Annotated in this window: 12 protein-coding genes; 5 read left to right on the top strand and 7 right to left on the bottom strand. The window is 73.2% G+C overall.

The window, feature by feature from the left end:
* Positions 1-59 precede the first annotated feature (59 nt).
* Together OG892_RS34105 and OG892_RS34100 are read left to right on the top strand one after the other, a co-directional pair.
* Positions 60-1,037 carry an ATP-binding cassette domain-containing protein gene (locus OG892_RS34105; RefSeq protein ID WP_371631100.1) on the top strand — a complete coding sequence of 326 codons (978 nt, stop codon included), beginning with the start codon at positions 60-62 and terminating at the stop codon, positions 1,035-1,037.
* The gene (locus tag OG892_RS34100) at positions 1,034-1,822 is read left to right on the top strand and encodes an ABC transporter permease (protein ID WP_073734262.1); all 789 of its coding nucleotides are present in this window, start codon (positions 1,034-1,036) and stop codon (positions 1,820-1,822) included. The genes OG892_RS34105 and OG892_RS34100 overlap by 4 nt, the downstream gene beginning before the upstream one ends.
* On the opposite strand, the gene OG892_RS34095 is transcribed toward OG892_RS34100, so the two are convergent.
* Positions 1,780-4,986 (bottom strand): BTAD domain-containing putative transcriptional regulator, encoded by a 3,207-nt coding sequence (locus tag OG892_RS34095; RefSeq protein WP_371631099.1) that lies wholly within the window; start codon positions 4,984-4,986, stop codon positions 1,780-1,782. The two genes, OG892_RS34100 and OG892_RS34095, sit on opposite strands and share 43 nt — an antisense overlap.
* A gap of 91 nt (positions 4,987-5,077) precedes the next feature.
* Here OG892_RS34095 and OG892_RS34090 point away from each other — a divergent pair, with 91 nt between their 5' ends.
* Entirely contained in the window at positions 5,078-6,040 is a 963-nt protein-coding gene (locus tag OG892_RS34090) for a LysR family transcriptional regulator (RefSeq protein ID WP_371631098.1), read from the top strand.
* Positions 6,041-6,057: 17 nt separating this feature from the next.
* Here the strand turns inward: OG892_RS34090 and OG892_RS34085 are convergent, their stop codons facing one another.
* A complete protein-coding gene (locus OG892_RS34085) occupies positions 6,058-6,363 on the bottom strand; it encodes a 4a-hydroxytetrahydrobiopterin dehydratase (protein WP_073734260.1) in 306 nt (101 codons plus the stop codon).
* A 50-nt stretch (positions 6,364-6,413) separates the two neighbouring features.
* Here OG892_RS34085 and OG892_RS34080 point away from each other — a divergent pair, with 50 nt between their 5' ends.
* The gene (locus OG892_RS34080; protein ID WP_371631097.1) at positions 6,414-7,220 is read left to right on the top strand and encodes a helix-turn-helix domain-containing protein; all 807 of its coding nucleotides are present in this window, start codon (positions 6,414-6,416) and stop codon (positions 7,218-7,220) included.
* Between the two features lie 3 nt (positions 7,221-7,223).
* On the opposite strand, the gene OG892_RS34075 is transcribed toward OG892_RS34080, so the two are convergent.
* The 5 genes from OG892_RS34075 to ligA all read right to left on the bottom strand — a co-directional run bounded on the left by OG892_RS34075 (position 7,224) and on the right by ligA (position 14,286).
* A complete protein-coding gene (locus OG892_RS34075; protein WP_327340785.1) occupies positions 7,224-7,967 on the bottom strand; it encodes a YoaK family protein in 744 nt (247 codons plus the stop codon).
* Positions 7,968-8,104: 137 nt separating this feature from the next.
* A complete protein-coding gene (secD, locus tag OG892_RS34070) occupies positions 8,105-10,402 on the bottom strand; it encodes a protein translocase subunit SecD (RefSeq protein WP_371631096.1) in 2,298 nt (765 codons plus the stop codon).
* Positions 10,403-10,448: 46 nt separating this feature from the next.
* Positions 10,449-11,180, bottom strand: a complete 732-nt coding sequence (locus tag OG892_RS34065) for a hypothetical protein (protein ID WP_371631095.1) — start codon at positions 11,178-11,180, stop codon at positions 10,449-10,451.
* Entirely contained in the window at positions 11,177-11,995 is an 819-nt protein-coding gene (locus OG892_RS34060) for a rod shape-determining protein MreC (RefSeq protein ID WP_371631094.1), read from the bottom strand. Before OG892_RS34060 ends, OG892_RS34065 begins: the two co-directional genes overlap by 4 nt.
* A 164-nt stretch (positions 11,996-12,159) precedes the next feature.
* Positions 12,160-14,286 (bottom strand): NAD-dependent DNA ligase LigA, encoded by a 2,127-nt coding sequence (gene ligA, locus OG892_RS34055; RefSeq protein ID WP_371631093.1) that lies wholly within the window; start codon positions 14,284-14,286, stop codon positions 12,160-12,162.
* A gap of 237 nt (positions 14,287-14,523) precedes the next feature.
* Between ligA and OG892_RS34050 the strand changes: the two genes are divergently transcribed.
* Entirely contained in the window at positions 14,524-15,603 is a 1,080-nt protein-coding gene (locus tag OG892_RS34050; RefSeq protein ID WP_371631092.1) for a transposase, read from the top strand.
* Positions 15,604-15,793: the final 190 nt, after the last annotated feature.

Raw genomic sequence — 15,793 nt, 5'->3', positions numbered from 1 at the left:
CAGCGCGCTGAAACCATCGTGAAACCACGCTGAACGCGTCATGCCGCAACCTGCGCGGCATGACCACAACAACCACTCGCCCTCTCGCCATCGCGGCCAGGGGGCTGCGCAAGACCTACGGTGACAAGACCGTACTGAACGGCATCGATCTGGCGGTGCCGGCCGGCACGGTCTTCGCCCTGCTCGGCCCGAACGGCGCCGGGAAGACCACCGCCGTCAAGATCCTCTCCACCCTCGTCTCCGCGGACGCCGGCTCCGGTGACATCCGGGTCGCCGGCCACGACCTGGCCGCCTCCCCGCAGGCCGTGCGGGCGGCGATCGGCGTCACCGGGCAGTTCTCCGCCGTCGACGGCCTGATCACCGGCGAGGAGAACATGCTCCTCATGGCCGACCTGCACCACCTCTCCCGCCGCGACGGCCGCGCCGCCACCGCCGAACTGCTGGAGCGCTTCGACCTGACGGACGCGGCGAAGAGGCCCGCCGCCACCTACTCCGGCGGCATGAAGCGGCGCCTCGACATCGCCATGACCCTGGTCGGCGGCCCGCGGATCATCTTCCTCGACGAGCCGACCACCGGTCTCGACCCGCGCAGCCGTCACAACATGTGGGGCGTCATCCGCCGACTGGTCTCCGGTGGCGTCACCGTCTTCCTCACCACGCAGTACCTGGACGAAGCCGACGAACTCGCGGACCGCATCGCGGTACTGAGCGACGGAACGGTCGCCGCCGAGGGCAGCGCCGACGAGCTGAAGCGGCTCGTCCCCGGCGGGCACGTGCGGCTCAGGTTCACCGACCCGTCCGCGTACCGGACCGCCGCCGTCGCGCTGCCCGAGGGCGCCCGGGACGACGAGGCGCTCTCGCTGCGGATGCCCAGCGACGGCAGCCAGCGCGAACTGCGCTCCGTCCTGGACCGGCTGGACGCGACCGGCACCGAAGCCGACGAGCTGACCGTGCACACCCCCGACCTCGACGACGTGTTCTTCGCCCTCACCAGCGGCACCGACGCGCCCCCCACAACCAAGGAAGCCGTCCGATGAGCACCTTCTCCCTCGCCGCACGCGACTCGGGCACCATGCTGCGCCGCAATCTGCTGCACGCCCGGCGCTACCCGTCCCTCACCCTGAACCTGCTGCTCATGCCGATCGTCCTGCTGCTGCTCTTCGTCTACGTCTTCGGTGACGTGATGAGCGCGGGCATCGGCGGCGGCGCCGACCGCTCCGCCTACATCGCCTATCTCGTGCCGGGCATCCTGCTGATGACCATCGGCTCCACCCCGGCGGGAACCGCGGTGTCCGTCTCGATGGACATGACCGAGGGGATCATCGCCCGCTTCCGCACGATGGCGATCCACCGGGGGGCGGTGCTCATCGGGCATGTCGTAGGCAGTGTGCTGCAGTCGGTCCTCAGCGTGGTCCTCGTCGGCGCAGTCGCCGTGGCCATCGGCTTCCGGTCCACCGACGCCACGCCCGTCGAGTGGCTGGCGGCGTTCGGGCTGCTCGTACTCGTCGCCACCGCGTTCACCTGGATCGCGGTCGGAATGGGCATGGCCTCCCCGAACCCCGAGGCGGCGAGCAACAACGCGCTGCCGATGGTCGTCCTCCCGCTCATTTCGAGCGCCTTCGTCCCCGTCGACGCGATGCCGGGCTGGTTCCGCCCCTTCGCCGAGTACCAGCCGTTCACCCCGGCCATCGAGACCCTTCGCGGGCTGCTGCTCGGCAGCGGGATCGGCGACAACGGGTGGCTCGCGGTCCTGTGGTGCGTGGCCCTGGCCGTGCTCGGCTACTGGTGGTCGACGTCGCTGTTCGGCCGCGACCCGAAGTAGCCGCCCCGGCCGTGCTCGTCGGCGGCGCCGGAGCCGGTGGCGGATGCGGCCGTGCACGCCCGGACCGCCTCCTGGAGCCCGTCCCGCCCCAGGGCGGCGTACTGGGACACCGCGTGGCGGTACGCCGCCGCGTCGGCGCACTCGGCCGCCTGCCGGGCGCGGGCCTGCGACATCGTCGGCTGGAACTCCCGCAGCACCCCCAGCCGTTCGGCCAGCGCGATCATCCGGACGGCTGAGACGTCGCCGGACGCGAGCCCCGCCGAACCGAGCGCGTGCAGCACCGTCCCGGCGACGGGGAGTTCCACCGGCGTGCCGGCCGGGCCGGAGACCAGCGCTCCCAGGAGCCGCCGCAGCCGTTCCACCGGCTCCGCGACGAGCCGGAGGCGGCCGGCGTGTGCGTGAGCCGTCACCGCGACCGATTGGATCTGCAGCGCCCACGGGTCCGCCCATGGATCGCCGCCGTACATCGAACCGGCCCCGGGCAGCCGGTCCACCGCGCCGCGCCACAGGGCGAGCCCGGCCTCCGTCAGCCCGCGGGCGAGCGCGATCTCGGCCCGCACACCGAGGTCGGGGCTGTAGAACACGTCCTGCTGCCACGTGCCGTCGCCCTCCGCCTGCCGGAGCCAGTACTCGGCCTCGTCGGGGTCCCCCCGTTGCAGGCAGGCGAGGGCCAGGCCGCTGCGGATGCCGATGTAGTCGTGCTCGTCACCGAGCCGCGGCAGGACCTCCAGGGCGGTCCTCAGATATCCGTACGCGGCCTCGCCCCGCCCGGTCTTCAGGCACAGCTCGCTCGCCCGGGAAAGGCCCATGACCTGCATGGCCGGGTTGTCGACCGGCTCCAGGGCGGCGATCATCCGGCGGGCCGAGGCGAGCGCCCGGTCGGTCTCGTGCCCGTACTCCCAGACGTAGGTGGCGATGCACTCCGCCACGCCGGCCACCAGCGGCTGCCCGCTGCCGCAGAGCTCACCCAGCACGCCGTAGTCGGGCGGCAGCATCTCGGGGACCGCGCTCAGCACGGTCGAGGTCGCGCGCAGCAGCGTGTCCGGCGGGGCCGGGGGCAGCCGCCGGAGGGTGACGAGCTGGCGTACGGCCCGCAGTCCGTGGCCCATCAGCAGGGCCGCCGCGCACAACACCGCCGCCGCGCGGGCGACTTCGACGTACTCGGGCCCGGGCCTGAAGTGCGAGAGCGGTGGGCCGGTGTCCGCCGCGAGGGCGGTGAGCCGGGGAAGGTTGGAGTCGGTGAGCCACAGGGCGGCCAGGACGGCGGTGACCGCGGCCGTGGCCGGGCCGTCGGCACGGGCCAGGGCCTCCCGCAGGGCCGCCACCAGGTTGTCCTGCTCGGCCTTGGTCCGCTCCCAGGCCGCCGACCGGTCCGGGCCGAAGAGCACCTCGTGGTGCGCGACCCCGAAGTCCCGCGCCCAGCAGAGGAACCGGCCCACGGCCTCCCCGTCCCCGCCCCTCTCCGTACGCCGGGCCGCACTGAACTCCCGTACCGTCTCCAGCATCCGGAACCGCACCCCGGCCGGGGTGTCCGTGACGGTGACCAGCGACTGGCCCGCCAGCTGTTCGAGGAGGAGCAGCGCGTCCTCGCCTATGACGTGCTCCGCCGCATCGCCCGAGAAGCCGCCGGGGAAGACGGACAGCGTGCGCAGCGCGGCCCGGGCGTCCCGCGTGAGCAGGTTCCAGCTCCACTCCACGACCGCGTGCAGCGTGCGGTGGCGCTCCGGCACACCCCGCACCCCGCCGCGCAGCAGCGCGAACCGGTCACCGAGGCGGCGGGCGATCTCCGGCACCGAGAGCACCCGCACCCGGGCCGCCGCCAGTTCGACGGCGAGCGGCAGTCCGTCGAGCTGTCGGCACAGTCCGGCCACCGCGTCCGAGGGCAGCAGCACGCCCGGCCGGGTGGCCCGGGCCCGCTGGGTGAACAGCTCGACGGAGGTGTCGAGCCCGAGCTCCGACAGCGCGTACACCGCCTCCGACGTCAGGCCCAGGGGCGCGCGGCCGGTCGCGAGTACCCGCAGGTCCTGCGAGGACGCGACCAGGGCCTGTACGAGTCCGGCGACGCCCCGGACGACCTGCTCGCAGTTGTCCAGGACGAGCAGCGCGGGCCCCGGGCCTAGCGCGCCGAGGATGCCGGCCACCGGGTCGGCCGGGACATGGCCGCCCAGGGCGCCGGGCCGGCCCTCGCCCGCACCGAGCGCGGAGGCCACCTCCGCGGCCACGTCCCCGTCCGCGGTGACACCGGCCAGCGCTACGAAGTGGACGACGCGCTGCCCGGCCCGGCGGCTGACGGCGTGCGCGAGCCGGGTCTTGCCGAGGCCGCCGGGACCGACGACGGTGACGGCGCGGGAGGCGAGCAGCAGCCGCTCCACCGCCGCGATGTCCTCGTCCCGGCCGAGGAGCGGGTTCGGCTCGTGCGGCACGCCGTGCCTGACGACGGGCGGCTCCCCGCGCAGCAGCTCCCGCTGGAGCGCCCGGAGCCCGGCGCCCGGCTCCGTGCCGAGCCCGTCGCGCAGCTCGCGGCGGTACGCCTCGTACCGGGTCAGCGCGGCGGACGGGCCTGCCGTCGCCGCCTCGGCGCGCAGCAGTTCGGCCAGCACCTCCTCGTCACGCGGATGGCCGGACGCGGACCCGGCCAGCGGCCCGGCCGCCTCCGCGTGCCGTCCGAGCCGGGCGAGCGCGAGCGCCCGCGCGCGAACCAGGGCGGCGTGGGCGGGGGCCCGATCGGCGCGCAGCACGGCCACCGGGTCTGCGGTGCCGGCCGCGCCGTCACCAGTGCCCTCCCACAGGGTGAGCCCGGCCTCGGCCTCGGCCAGTGATCCCGCGTGGTCGCCGGCCCTGGCCCGGTCCGCGCTCGCGGCGGCGTGCAGCAGCAGCGCGGAACTGTCGACCCGGTCCTCGTCCAGCGCGAGGCGGTATCCGGTCGGCGTACTGACGAGGACACCGGCGCCCAGCTGCGCCCGCGCCCTGGACACCAGGACCTGAACCGCCTTTCCCGGCCGCTGCGGCAGCTCGTCCGGCCACAGCCCCGCCACCAGCCGCTCGGTGCTGCAACCCGTGCGCAGGTCGCCCGCGAGCAGCGCGAGGAGACCGCGCAGCCGGGGCGCGGTGATCTCCTGCCCGCGATAGGCGACACGCGGCAGCAGGATCAGATCGGTGGTCACCCTCGCAGCGTAGCCAGCGCCGTCGGCCGGAACTCCCTCCGCCGCTCCGGTCACGATTGCCAGCAGCCGCAATGGGCCATAACTTGCGCTTATGGAGCTGGAGTTGCGCCATCTGCGTACCGTACGTGCCATCGCCGACACCGGAAGTCTCACCAAGGCCGCCGCCGCGCTCGGCCTCGCGCAGCCGGCGCTGAGCGCACAGCTGCGGAGGATCGAGAAGGCGCTCGGGGGCCCGCTGTTCGACCGGGACCACACGGGTGCGCGGCCGACACCGCTGGGTGAGCTGGTGCTCGAACGGGCCCGGGTGGTGCTGCCCGCCGTCAGTGAACTCCAGGCGGAGGCGGTGCGGTTCGCCAACGCGCGAGGGGTCATGGAGCGCTTCCGGCTGGGCGGCACGCACGGTCCGCTGCTCGGCGGGCTCGTGGACCGGCTGGCGACGGCGCACCCGGCCGCGCAGGTGTCCACGTACACCAGCTGGTCGGTGGCCGAGATCGCCGCCCAACTGGTCGACGGACGGCTCGACTTCGCCCTCATCGGTACCTGCGGTGAGAGTCCGCCGCCGGTCGCGGACCGGCTGACGTGGCAGGTCGTCGGGGTCGATCCGGTCTTCGTGATGCTGCCGGAGGGCCATCCGCTGGCCGGGGCGCCCGAGCTGGAGCTCGCCGCGCTGGCGAACGAGTGCTGGGCCGATGTGCCGGGTGAGGGGTGCTTCGCGGACTGCTTCGTGGCAGCCTGCGCGCGGGCGGGTTTCAGCCCGGTGTCGGTGTACGAGACGGACACCGCGTCCGTCGTCCATCTGGTGCAGGTGGGGCGGGCCGTCGGGCTGTGCCGGGCGACCTTCCCGCCGACGCCCGGCGTGGTGACCCGTCCGATCACCGGTTCACCGCTGAGCTGGCGCCATCTGCTGGGCTGGCATCCGCGCTCGGCGGCGGCTTCCGCGGCGGCCGCCGCGGTGAGCGGCCACACCCGGGCCGCGTACGCGGAGGCGGTGGAGCGCAGCGAGAGCTGCGCGCGCTGGCTGGCCGCGCATCCCCGGTTCGGCCCGGTGACCTGACGGGCCGCCGGCCCCGGCTACCGTGCGCCGTGGCCCGGAGCTACGGCCGCCACCCTGGCGGCGAGGGACAGGTCCTTCTCGGTGACCTTCCCGCCCGCGTCGTGGGAGTTCACCGAGAGCGCGACGGTGTCGTACCCGAGCGTCAGATCGGAGTGGTGGTTCAGCTCGTCCTGGATCTGGGCGACATGGACGGTGAGCCCGGCGGCGGCGAAATGCGACGGGAGCCGGTAGGTGCGGGTGATCCGGTCCCCCTCCAGCGTCCAGCCGGGCAGTTCGCGCAGCCGGTTCTCGATCTCGTTCCGCGGCAGCGGTTCGGCGGGCATACGGGGGCTCCCTCGCTCGTGGTCGGTGCCGGTGACGTTACGGTCTCGGCATGACAACTGTCGCGCTTGACACGGGGGTAGGGCCGCTGCTGCGCAGCTGGCGGGAGCGGAGCCGGATCAGCCAGCTGGAGCTCGCGCTGCGGGCCGACTCCTCCGCCCGGCACATCTCCTTCATCGAGACGGGCCGCGCCCGCCCGAGCGAGGAGATGGTCCTGCGGCTGGCGGAGCACCTGGACGTGCCCGTGCGGGAACGCAACGCCCTGCTGGTGGTCGCCGGTTACGCCCCTCGCTACACGGAGACCGCGCTGGACGACCCGGCGATGGGCGCGCTGCGCGAGGGGATGGACCGGCTGCTCCAGGGGTACGACCCGTATCCGGCGCTCGTCGTGGACGGCATGTACAACGTGGTGGCGGCCAATGAGGGGATCGCCCGGATGACGGCCGGGGTCGCGGAGCACCTGCTCGCCGCGCCGCTGAACGCGATGCGGCTCACCCTGCACCCGGAGGGCCTGGCCCCCCGGATCCGCAATCTGCGCGAGTGGCGGGCCGATCTGCTGGCGCAGATGGAGCGTCAGATCGCCCTGGTCCGTTCGGCGGAGCTGCGTGAGCTGTACGAGGAGGTCGCGGGCTATCCGGTGGAGCCGGCGCCGGGTGGTCGGGGGTGGGACGGGCCCTCGTCGTCGGTGCCGTTCGCGCTGCCGCTGCTGATCGAGCAGGACGGCCGGCTGCTCTCGTTCGTCGCGTCCATCGCCACGTTCAACACGCCGATGGACGTGACGGTCGCGGAGCTGGCCATCGAGACGTTCCTGCCCGCCGACCCCGGCACCGCGGCGTATCTGCGGTCACTCGCGTCCTGACGGTCACTTCTTGACGACGGGCCGGGTCCACGGTCCGTCGTCCCGTGCCAGGACCCGCGCGGCCAGGCACACCACCGCGAGGATCGCCACGGCCAGGACCAGCGGCAGCACCGGATGCCCGTGCAGCACGGCCACGGCTCCGACCAGGGCGCCGGCCAGCATGGCGGCGGCCGAGAGGATGCGGCGGCCGGCCCTGCTGCCGCCGCCCCCGGCGAGCCTCCCGTCGGAGGCGATGCCGGTGATGGTCAGCGTCAGGACGGTGGTGGTGAGGTCGGGTACGGCGAGCGCCCGCGAGACGGCGTTCTGCACACCGAGTCCGAGTGCGAGCAGCACGATGAGGGCGAACCGCACGCCGCCGTCGTACGGGCTGCCGGAGATCAGCGTGACGACCAGGGCGGCCAGTACGCACACGGTCTCGACGCACAGCGCGTGCAGCAGCATGCGGCCGCGGTGGGCGTGGGAGTGGTGGACGAGCAGGCCGCCGGTCAGCGCCCCGGCCGCGAAGGCGGCGAGCGCGACGAGCGAGGCGGCCAGCGAGAAGCCGGGGGCGCCGGCGAACGCGAAGCCGGAGAAGACCACGTTGCCGGTCATGTTCGCGACGAAGACCCGGCCCAGTTGCAGGTAGCTGACGGCGTCGACCAGTCCGGTGACGACGGTCAGGGCGAGCATCAGCGGCGGCAGCGGCCCGTGCCGGTCGTTCATGTCCGGTACGAGGGTGGTCCATGCCTCACGCAGCACGACGGGCACGGGCACGCTCCGATCACGACGAGCACGGGTTGGTTGACCAGGATTGTGCCGTTGTGCCCGGTACGAATGCCACGACCGACGCGCCTCGCCACCGCGCCGGTCCGGCGGCACGGTGGCAAGGCGGGGCAGTGGCGGGGCTACACGCGCGCCCCGTTGTCGAGCGGCGCCCGGCGCCCGGCGCCGGGCCGGCCGCGCGGGACGCCCTTCCGGACGGGCGGCGGCGTCTTGCTGCCGCGTTCCAGGAGCAGCGCGGCCGGTACCGCGGTCATGACGGAGGAGTACGTGCCGACGACGATGCCGATCAGCAGGGCGAGGGCGAAGTCCGCGAGCGAGTCACCGCCCAGGACGGCCAGCGCGACGAGGATGAACAGGGCGCCCATCCCGGTGTTGACGGTTCTGGGGACCGTCTGCAGAACGGCCCGGTTCGCCACGGTCCCGAGCGGCTCCCGGCGGGCCTTGGCCCACAGCTCCCGCACCCGGTCGAAGACCACCACAGAGTCGTTGACGGAGTAGCCGATGACGGTGAGGAGCGCCGCCAGGAAGATGCCGTCCACGGTGCGTCCCAGCCAGGCGAAGGCGCCGACCAGAACGATCACGTCGTGGACCAGCGCCCCGACCGAGGCCACCGCGAACGTCCAGCGGAACCGGACGGCCAGATAGACGAGCTGGACGAGTACGGCGATGGCCAGTGCGATCAGCGCGTTGCGCCGCAGCTCGTCGCCCAGGCTGGGGCCGATGAGTTCGTCCCGGACCTTGGTGGTCGCGCCGCCCTCCTCTGCGAGCGCGGCGCGCAGCGCGTGTTCGCCCGCGTTGTCCAGTTCCCCGGTCCGCACCGAGATGTCGCCCGCGCCCGCCGTGGTGACCTCCGCGTCGGCGAAGCCCGCGCCGGCCAGCGCGGAACGGGCGCTCTCGACGTCGACCGGACGGCTGGTCGCGTACTCGACGAGGCGGCCCCCGGTGAATTCGACGCCGAGGTTGACCCCGCGCACCAGGATGCCGGTGACCGCCACGGCGACCAGCACCGCGGAGACGAGCAGCCAGCGGCGCGGGGACCGCATCAGCTGGGGATCGCGGCGGTTGAGCCAGGTCCGGACCCGGCCGGGGCTCGCGATGCCGTTGACGCCCCGGTAGGTACCGACGAACGTGGAGCCCGCGGCGATCTCGGTGAGGGCGCGGGCGATGACCAGTGCGGAGAACATCGACGCGAGGACGCCGATGCCGAGCGTGACGCCGAAGCCCTTGACCGGTCCTGAACCGAGGAAGAAGAGCAGGCCCGCCGCGATCAGTGTCGTCACGTTGGAGTCCGCGACGGCGCTCCAGGCGTGCCGGAATCCGGCGGTCAGCGAGGTGCGCAGGGAGCGGCCCGGATGCTGGGCGTGTTCCTCCCTGGCCCGTTCGAAGACCAGCACGTTGGCGTCGACCGCCATGCCGATGGCGAGCACGAATCCGGCGAGTCCGGGCAGAGTGAGGGTGACGCCGAGTGCGACGAGCGCCGCGTACGAGATCACTCCATAGGCGCCGAGCGCGACGGCGGCGAGCGCGCCGAAGAGCCGGTAGACGACGGTGATGAACAGGGCCGTGGCCGCGGCGCCGATGAGGGCGGCGCGGGCGCTGGCGTCGATGGCGGCGGCGCCGAGCGTCGGACCGACGGTCCGCTGCTCGACGATCTCGACGGGCACCGGCAGGGCGCCGCCCTGGATCAGCAGGGCGAGTTCGCGGGCCTCGTCGGCGCTGAAGGAGCCGGTGATCTGGGTGGAGCCGGACGGCAGGCCCGTACCGCAGCCGACGGTCGGGGAGACCTGCGGCGAGGAGATGACCTGCTTGTCCAGGACGATGGCGACCCGGCGCCGCTCGTCCTGGACCGGGTGGCAGGCGGCCTCCCCCGTGAGCCGGGTCCAGTCCCGGCCGGCGTCCTTGTGGAAGTCCAGCGAGACGGACCAGCCGGCGCCCTGCTGGGCGTCGAAGGAGGCGGAGGCGTCCTTGACGCCCGCGCCGGACAGCGCGGCGGGCCCCAGGGCGAGGCGGCGGCCCTGCTCGTCGGGGAGCGTCGTCCCGTCCTTGGCACCGGAGCCGTCGGGTGTGCCGGGTCCCTGGACGGCGTGGAAGGTCAGCTGGGCGGTTCTGCCGATGACCTCGGCGGCCTTGCGGGGGTCCTGGACGTCCGGGAGTTCGACGATGATCCGGTCCTCGCCGGAGCGGGTCAGGGTCGGTTCCGCGACGCCGAGTGAGTCGATGCGCTTGCGCAGTACCTCCAGGGTGCGGTCCGTGCTCTCCCGGTCCGCCTTCGCGGTGGTGGAGTCCTTGGCCTGGAGCACCATTCTGGTGCCGCCCTGGAGGTCGAGGCCGAGTCTGGGGGACATGGTCAGCGTGATGAACACGGCGACGAGCAGAACGGCAGCAGCCAGAACCGCCCGCACCGTGGTGGCGCGAGTCATGGGTTTCCTCCGAGGGTCGCCGGGGCCCTCGGGCTCTCGCCTTGGATCAGGGCGCCGCGGCAGGGGTGCGGGACGGGACCGGTGACGGGTCCCACGGCAGGTGAACGGCCGTGCCCGGAGGCCCGCGCACACCGGGGAGCGCGGCGCGGAAGCGGTCGGCGGCGGCCGGGGGCGCGGCCGGGGCGGATACGGGGACGGGGAGCGGCGGCAGCAGGCCGGGCGGGCGCGGGAGCGGGGCACCGGGCCCTGGCGGTGGGAGGTGCTGAGGGGTACGGGGGTGTTCGGCGGCGGCCCAGGGCTGGGGCGCGGTCACCGGTACCGGCCGGAGCCCCTCGACGGCGGTGCGCGTACGGGGGCCGGGACCGGGGCCGGGGACGGCACGGGTGGGGGCAGTGGCACGGGTGGTGGCAGTGGCACTGGACCTGAGGAGGTCCCGGTCGGCCTGCCGGGTTCCGGCGGTGTGGCCGGCGGGGAACACCGGCCCGGCCATGGTCCGGGCGGGCAGCCCGGCTCCGGCGGCGGACGCACCGCCCCCGACGGTGGCCCTGGCGGTGGCTGTGGCTGTGGCTGTTGCTGTTGCTGTTGCTGTTGCTGTTGCTGTGACAGTGACAGTGACAGTGAGGACGGCGAGGAGCAGCGCGGCAAGGTACTGCCGCAGCGGAGCCGCGCGCCGGAGGTGCGCCGGGGTGTCCCGCCAGTCACGCCGGAGGTACGCCGGGGTGTCCCGCCGGTCCCGTGGCCGCGCGCCGCGCCGGGACGCCCCCGGGAGGTGGGTCACCCGGCTCGGCCGGGCAGGGCCGGTGCGACGGTGGCGTGGCGGAGCACGGAGCTGAGGACCAGCCCGGCCCCGCGCACGACGGTGGTCGCCGGATCGTCGGGGAGCCGGACCGGGACGCCGAGGCGGACCGCGATCCGGTTGGTGACGTCCGGCCGCAGCGCACCGCCTCCGGCGAGCAGCGGGCCCCTGCGCAGGGCGCCGAGCACCGCGCCGTGACGGTCCTGCTGCCACATCGCCATGATCATGTCCAGGACGGCCCGGACGACGGCGGTGGGCGGTTCGCCCGGGTCCAGATCGCTGAGCCCGGTCTCGGCCAGCCGCGCGTCGCGGACCCGCCCGTCCACCAGGAGCGTTGCCTCGGTCAGTTCGGCACCGATGTCGACGACGAGCAGCGGGCCGCCGTCCTGCGGCCCCGCGCACGCGGCGGCGGCCCTGGCGCTGTCCAGGACGATGACGCTCGACGGACCGAGCGCGCCAAGGATCTGCCGCGCGGCGGCGCGGTGTTCGGGGCCCGCGAGGACGGGGTGGCTGAGGACGATCACGGTGTCGCTGCGGTCGGCACCCAGCGCCGTGTCCGCGATCCGGCCGAGCATCCGCCCGCAGGACTCGGCGTCGACGATGCGTCCGCGCCGGACCGGGCCGCCGCGGCCGTACTCACCGCCGGGGCCGTTTCCGGTGTCGGACACGACACCCTGCCCGGGAAGCCAGGCACGGGTCCGGGAGCTGCCGAGGTCGAGCGCGAGCCCCCGGGTCGCTCCCCGGTGCTGCCGGTGAACGGAGCGAACGTGCCGCTGTCCGTCGCGCAAAGAACGCATCGCCCCTCACCCCCGGCCTGCTCTCGCAGCCGTTCACACACCCATTGACCCGCTGATAGCGAGGCATGACCGAGCCCTCACTATGCAATAGGCAGGCAAAGAAAGCCACTCCCGCGCAACATCCAAGGACTGATCCCCTGATCCCCTGATCGCCCCCATCCTCCTCACACCTGGGACGGCAGGAACGCACCGACCAGCTCGGCGAACTCCTCGGGCGCGGCGATCCGGATACCCAGATCCTCCGCCTTGGTGCGCTTGGACCCGGCCTTCTCGCCGGCCACCAGCAGCGTGGTGCGCTTGGAGACGCTGGAGGAGGCCTTCCCGCCCGCCCGCTCGATCAGCTCGTTCATCTCGTTGCGCGAGAGCTTCTCCAGGGCGCCCGTCATGGACCCGGTGACCACGACGGTCATCCCGCCGAGCGGCCGCCCGTCCGCATCGTCGCCCTCCGCGCCCTTGCCATCCGTGCCCTCGCCATTCGCGTCGGTTTCCTGGCCCGGCTCCGGGGGCGGGGTCGCGCCCGGCTCCGTCATGTTGACCCCGGCGGCGACGAGCTTCTCGATCAGCGGTGCCAGCTCCACCAGCTCCGCGACGACTCCCCCGGCCTTCTCCTTGCCGATGCCGTCGACGAGCTGGAGCGTCTCGGCGTCGGCGGATCTGATGCGGTCCATGTCCGCGAAGTACCGGGCGATCCGGCGCGACATGGAGCGGCCGGTGCCACGTACTCCCAGGGCGCAGAACACCCGCGAGAGCGGCTGGGTGCGCGCCGTGTCGATCGCGGCCAGCAGATTGTCCGTACTGGTGTCCCCCATCCGCTCCAGACCGAGCAGTTGCTCACGCTCCAGTGCGAACAGATCCGCGAAGTCCGCGACCAGTCCGGCATCGACCAGCTGGACGACCCGAGTCGCACCGAGCCCCTCGATATCGAGCTGGTCGCGCCCTGCCGCGTACGAGATGGAGGCGACGAGGCGGCAGTTCCGGCCGCGGACGCAGCGCCAGCGCTGCTCGCTCGTATCGATCTCGGAGCCGCACTGCGGGCAGGCCTCGGGGAACTCGATCGACTGCTCCTCGCCGGTCCGCAGATGGGCGACGGGGGCCTCGATCCGGGGAATGATGTCGCCCGCCTTGTAGACCATCACATGGTCGCCCAGGCGCAGATCGCGGCGGGTGATGTCGGCCGGGTTGTGCAGCGTGGCGTAGCTGACGGTCGATCCGTCGATCTCGACCGGCTCCAGCACCGCACGCGGCGCGATAATGCCGGTCCGGCCCACGTTCCACTCGACGGCGAGGAGCCGGGTGACCTTCTCGACGGCCGGCAGTTTGTACGCGATCGCCCAGCGCGGTGCGCGGGTGCCGGAGCCGGCCTCACGCTGGTCCGCCGCGAGGTCGGCCTTGATCACGATGCCGTCGATCCCGAAGGGCAACGAGGCGCGCAGCGCGGCGATTTCCTCGACCCGCAGCTGGACGTCCTCGACGGTGGTGACGGTGCGCGGCGCCACGTCGGTGTCCGCCGCGGTGTGCACGCCGAGCCGCGCGGCGTATCCCAGGACCTCGCTGTGGGGCAGCTCGGCCAGGGTGCCGGTCAGCTCGCCGGATTCGGGCAGCGGCAGGGCGCCGTACGCGAAGAACGTCATCTCCACGGTGTAGGGGCGGTCCTTGGCGCGCAGGGTGCCCGCCGCGCCGTTGCGCGCGTTGGCGAAGGGGGCGCCGCCGTGTTCGGTACGGATCGCGTTGGCCTGTTCGAACTGCTCGGCCGTCATCAGGATCTCGCCGCGCATCTCGATCGTGACCGACTCACCGAGCTGCTCGGGAAGACCGGCGACGGTACCGATCGCATGCGAGACGTCCTCACCGGCCGTGCCGTCGCCACGGGTGACCAGCTGCTCCAGCCGGCCCTCGCGGTAACGCGCGGCGACCGCCAGCCCGTCGAGCTTCGGCTCGACGCTCCAGGCGGTGACCGGCCTGCCTATCCGGCGCTCCAGCGACGCGGTCCAGGTGACGAACTGCTCGGCCGAGAAGACGTTGTCCAGTGAGAGCATCGGGACGGTGTGCGGCACATCCCCGACGGCCGCGCCGCCCGCCACCTTGCCGGTGGGCGAGTCGGCCAGCACTTCCTGCGGATGGGCCTGCTCATAGGCGGCGATCCCGCGCGCCAGCCGGTCGTACGCATCGTCGTCGAGCGTGCTCTCGCCCGTGGCGTAGTACGCGGCGGCGGCCTGCGACGCCTCTTCGACCGCGACGGCGTATGCGGCGGTATCGGCGAGCACAACAGCTGAGTTCGTCATGCCCTCCATACTGCCGCCCACCACTGACATTGATGCTGGTACTCAGGTCCCGGTGGTCGTGGCTCTACCACTGACTGACGCCCTGCTGGGCTGTCTTCCCGTTGGTCTGTCCGGCTGCCGGGACCTGTTCTGATGGCTCCGGCCGGGCGGAACATGACCTGATAGGAGCTTGGTCAGAAGCCCCTTCAATGTCCTGTCTGCGCCACCCGGCCGGCGCCCACCTTCGGCTGGGAAGGCAGTATCAGCATGACAGCAGCAGTCGCGTCGGACACCGTGGACGGAAACGTCTTCGGCGGGGTCGACTCCCACGCCGACACCATCCACGTCGCGGTGATCAGCGACAACGGCGGCCACCTCGCGGACGCCGAGTTCGCCACCACCGCCCCCGGATACGCCGCGGCCCCGGCCTTCCTGGCCGCACACGGGCAGGTGGTCGCGATCGGGGTGGAAGGCACCGCCTCCTACGGGGCCGGCTTCACCCGGGCGGCACGCGCCCATGGCTTCCGGGTCGTCGAGGTCAACCGGCCCGACCGGGCCGAACGCCGCCGCACCGGCAAGTCCGACCCGATCGACGCCTACGCCGCCGCCCGCGCCGCCCTGTCCGGACGCGCCTCCAGCGCCCCCAAGGACGACACCGTCGCCGGAATACGCGCCCTGCACAACGCCGCCCGCTCCGCGGTCAAGGCCCGCACCGGCGTCCTGACCGCGCTGAAAAGCCTCGCCCGCCGGGTCATGGACCTCACCGCCGAGCACGACGCGCTTACGCGGGCGCTGAACACCGAGGTCACCACAGCCAACCCGGGCCTACGGGCCGCCTACGGCGTCGGCCCCGACACCGCCGCTCAACTGCTGATCACCGCAGGCGACAACCCCGAACGGATGCGGACCGAGGCATCCTTCGCGGCCCTCTGCGGAGCCGCCCCGGTCCCCGCCTCCAGCGGCAGAACCAACCGCCACCGTCTCTCTCGCGGCGGCGACCGGGCCGCCAACGCAGCCCTCTACCGCATCGCCCCAACCCGCATGGCAGGCGATCCCCGAACCCGCGAACACGTCTCCCGACACACCACTGCCGGCCGGACGAAGAAAGAGATCATCCGCCTGCTGAAACGGGCCATCACCCGAGAGATCTTCCGATGCCTGTCCACCACGGTCACCACTCCCGGCATCGCTGATCTCCTCCCCCTGCGACGGGCCAAGAACATCACACTCACCGCCGCCGCCCAGCACTTCGGCACCTGGCCGACCACCATCTCCCGGCTCGAGAAGGGCACCAGCCGCAACGACGACCTCATCCACGCCTACCGCCAATGGCTCCAAGCCGCTTGACAGCCATAGGAGCATCAACGCCCCGGCGGCGGAGTCCCGCCGGGGCCTCCGCGATCCCCTCGGCCCGCCGCCCGCCCCGGCGCGTGCCGACTTCCGTCGAAGCCGAATCGGGGATGATATTGAGAGAGCGCTCTCCCAACGAACGGCCCCTCAACAAGCTGCAAACAGCAGCCAGTTGCGGCGCCGTTCA

It is taken from the genome of Streptomyces sp. NBC_00341 (assembly GCF_041435055.1).
Taxonomy (GTDB): Bacteria; Actinomycetota; Actinomycetes; order Streptomycetales; family Streptomycetaceae; genus Streptomyces.
This window is presented reverse-complemented; position numbering and strand designations above follow the sequence as displayed.

What these genes read in the sequence shown, in the direction of transcription:
- OG892_RS34105 (WP_371631100.1), top strand. Translation starts at nt 60, where the DNA reads ATGACCACAACAACCACTCGCCCTCTCGCCATCGCGGCCAGGGGGCTG.
- OG892_RS34100 (WP_073734262.1), top strand. Translation starts at nt 1,034, where the DNA reads ATGAGCACCTTCTCCCTCGCCGCACGCGACTCGGGCACCATGCTGCGC.
- OG892_RS34090 (WP_371631098.1), top strand. Translation starts at nt 5,078, where the DNA reads ATGGAGCTGGAGTTGCGCCATCTGCGTACCGTACGTGCCATCGCCGAC.
- OG892_RS34085 (WP_073734260.1), bottom strand. Translation starts at nt 6,363, where the DNA reads ATGCCCGCCGAACCGCTGCCGCGGAACGAGATCGAGAACCGGCTGCGC.
- OG892_RS34080 (WP_371631097.1), top strand. Translation starts at nt 6,414, where the DNA reads ATGACAACTGTCGCGCTTGACACGGGGGTAGGGCCGCTGCTGCGCAGC.
- secD (WP_371631096.1), bottom strand. Translation starts at nt 10,402, where the DNA reads ATGACTCGCGCCACCACGGTGCGGGCGGTTCTGGCTGCTGCCGTTCTG.
- OG892_RS34060 (WP_371631094.1), bottom strand. Translation starts at nt 11,995, where the DNA reads ATGCGTTCTTTGCGCGACGGACAGCGGCACGTTCGCTCCGTTCACCGG.
- ligA (WP_371631093.1), bottom strand. Translation starts at nt 14,286, where the DNA reads ATGGAGGGCATGACGAACTCAGCTGTTGTGCTCGCCGATACCGCCGCA.
- OG892_RS34050 (WP_371631092.1), top strand. Translation starts at nt 14,524, where the DNA reads ATGACAGCAGCAGTCGCGTCGGACACCGTGGACGGAAACGTCTTCGGC.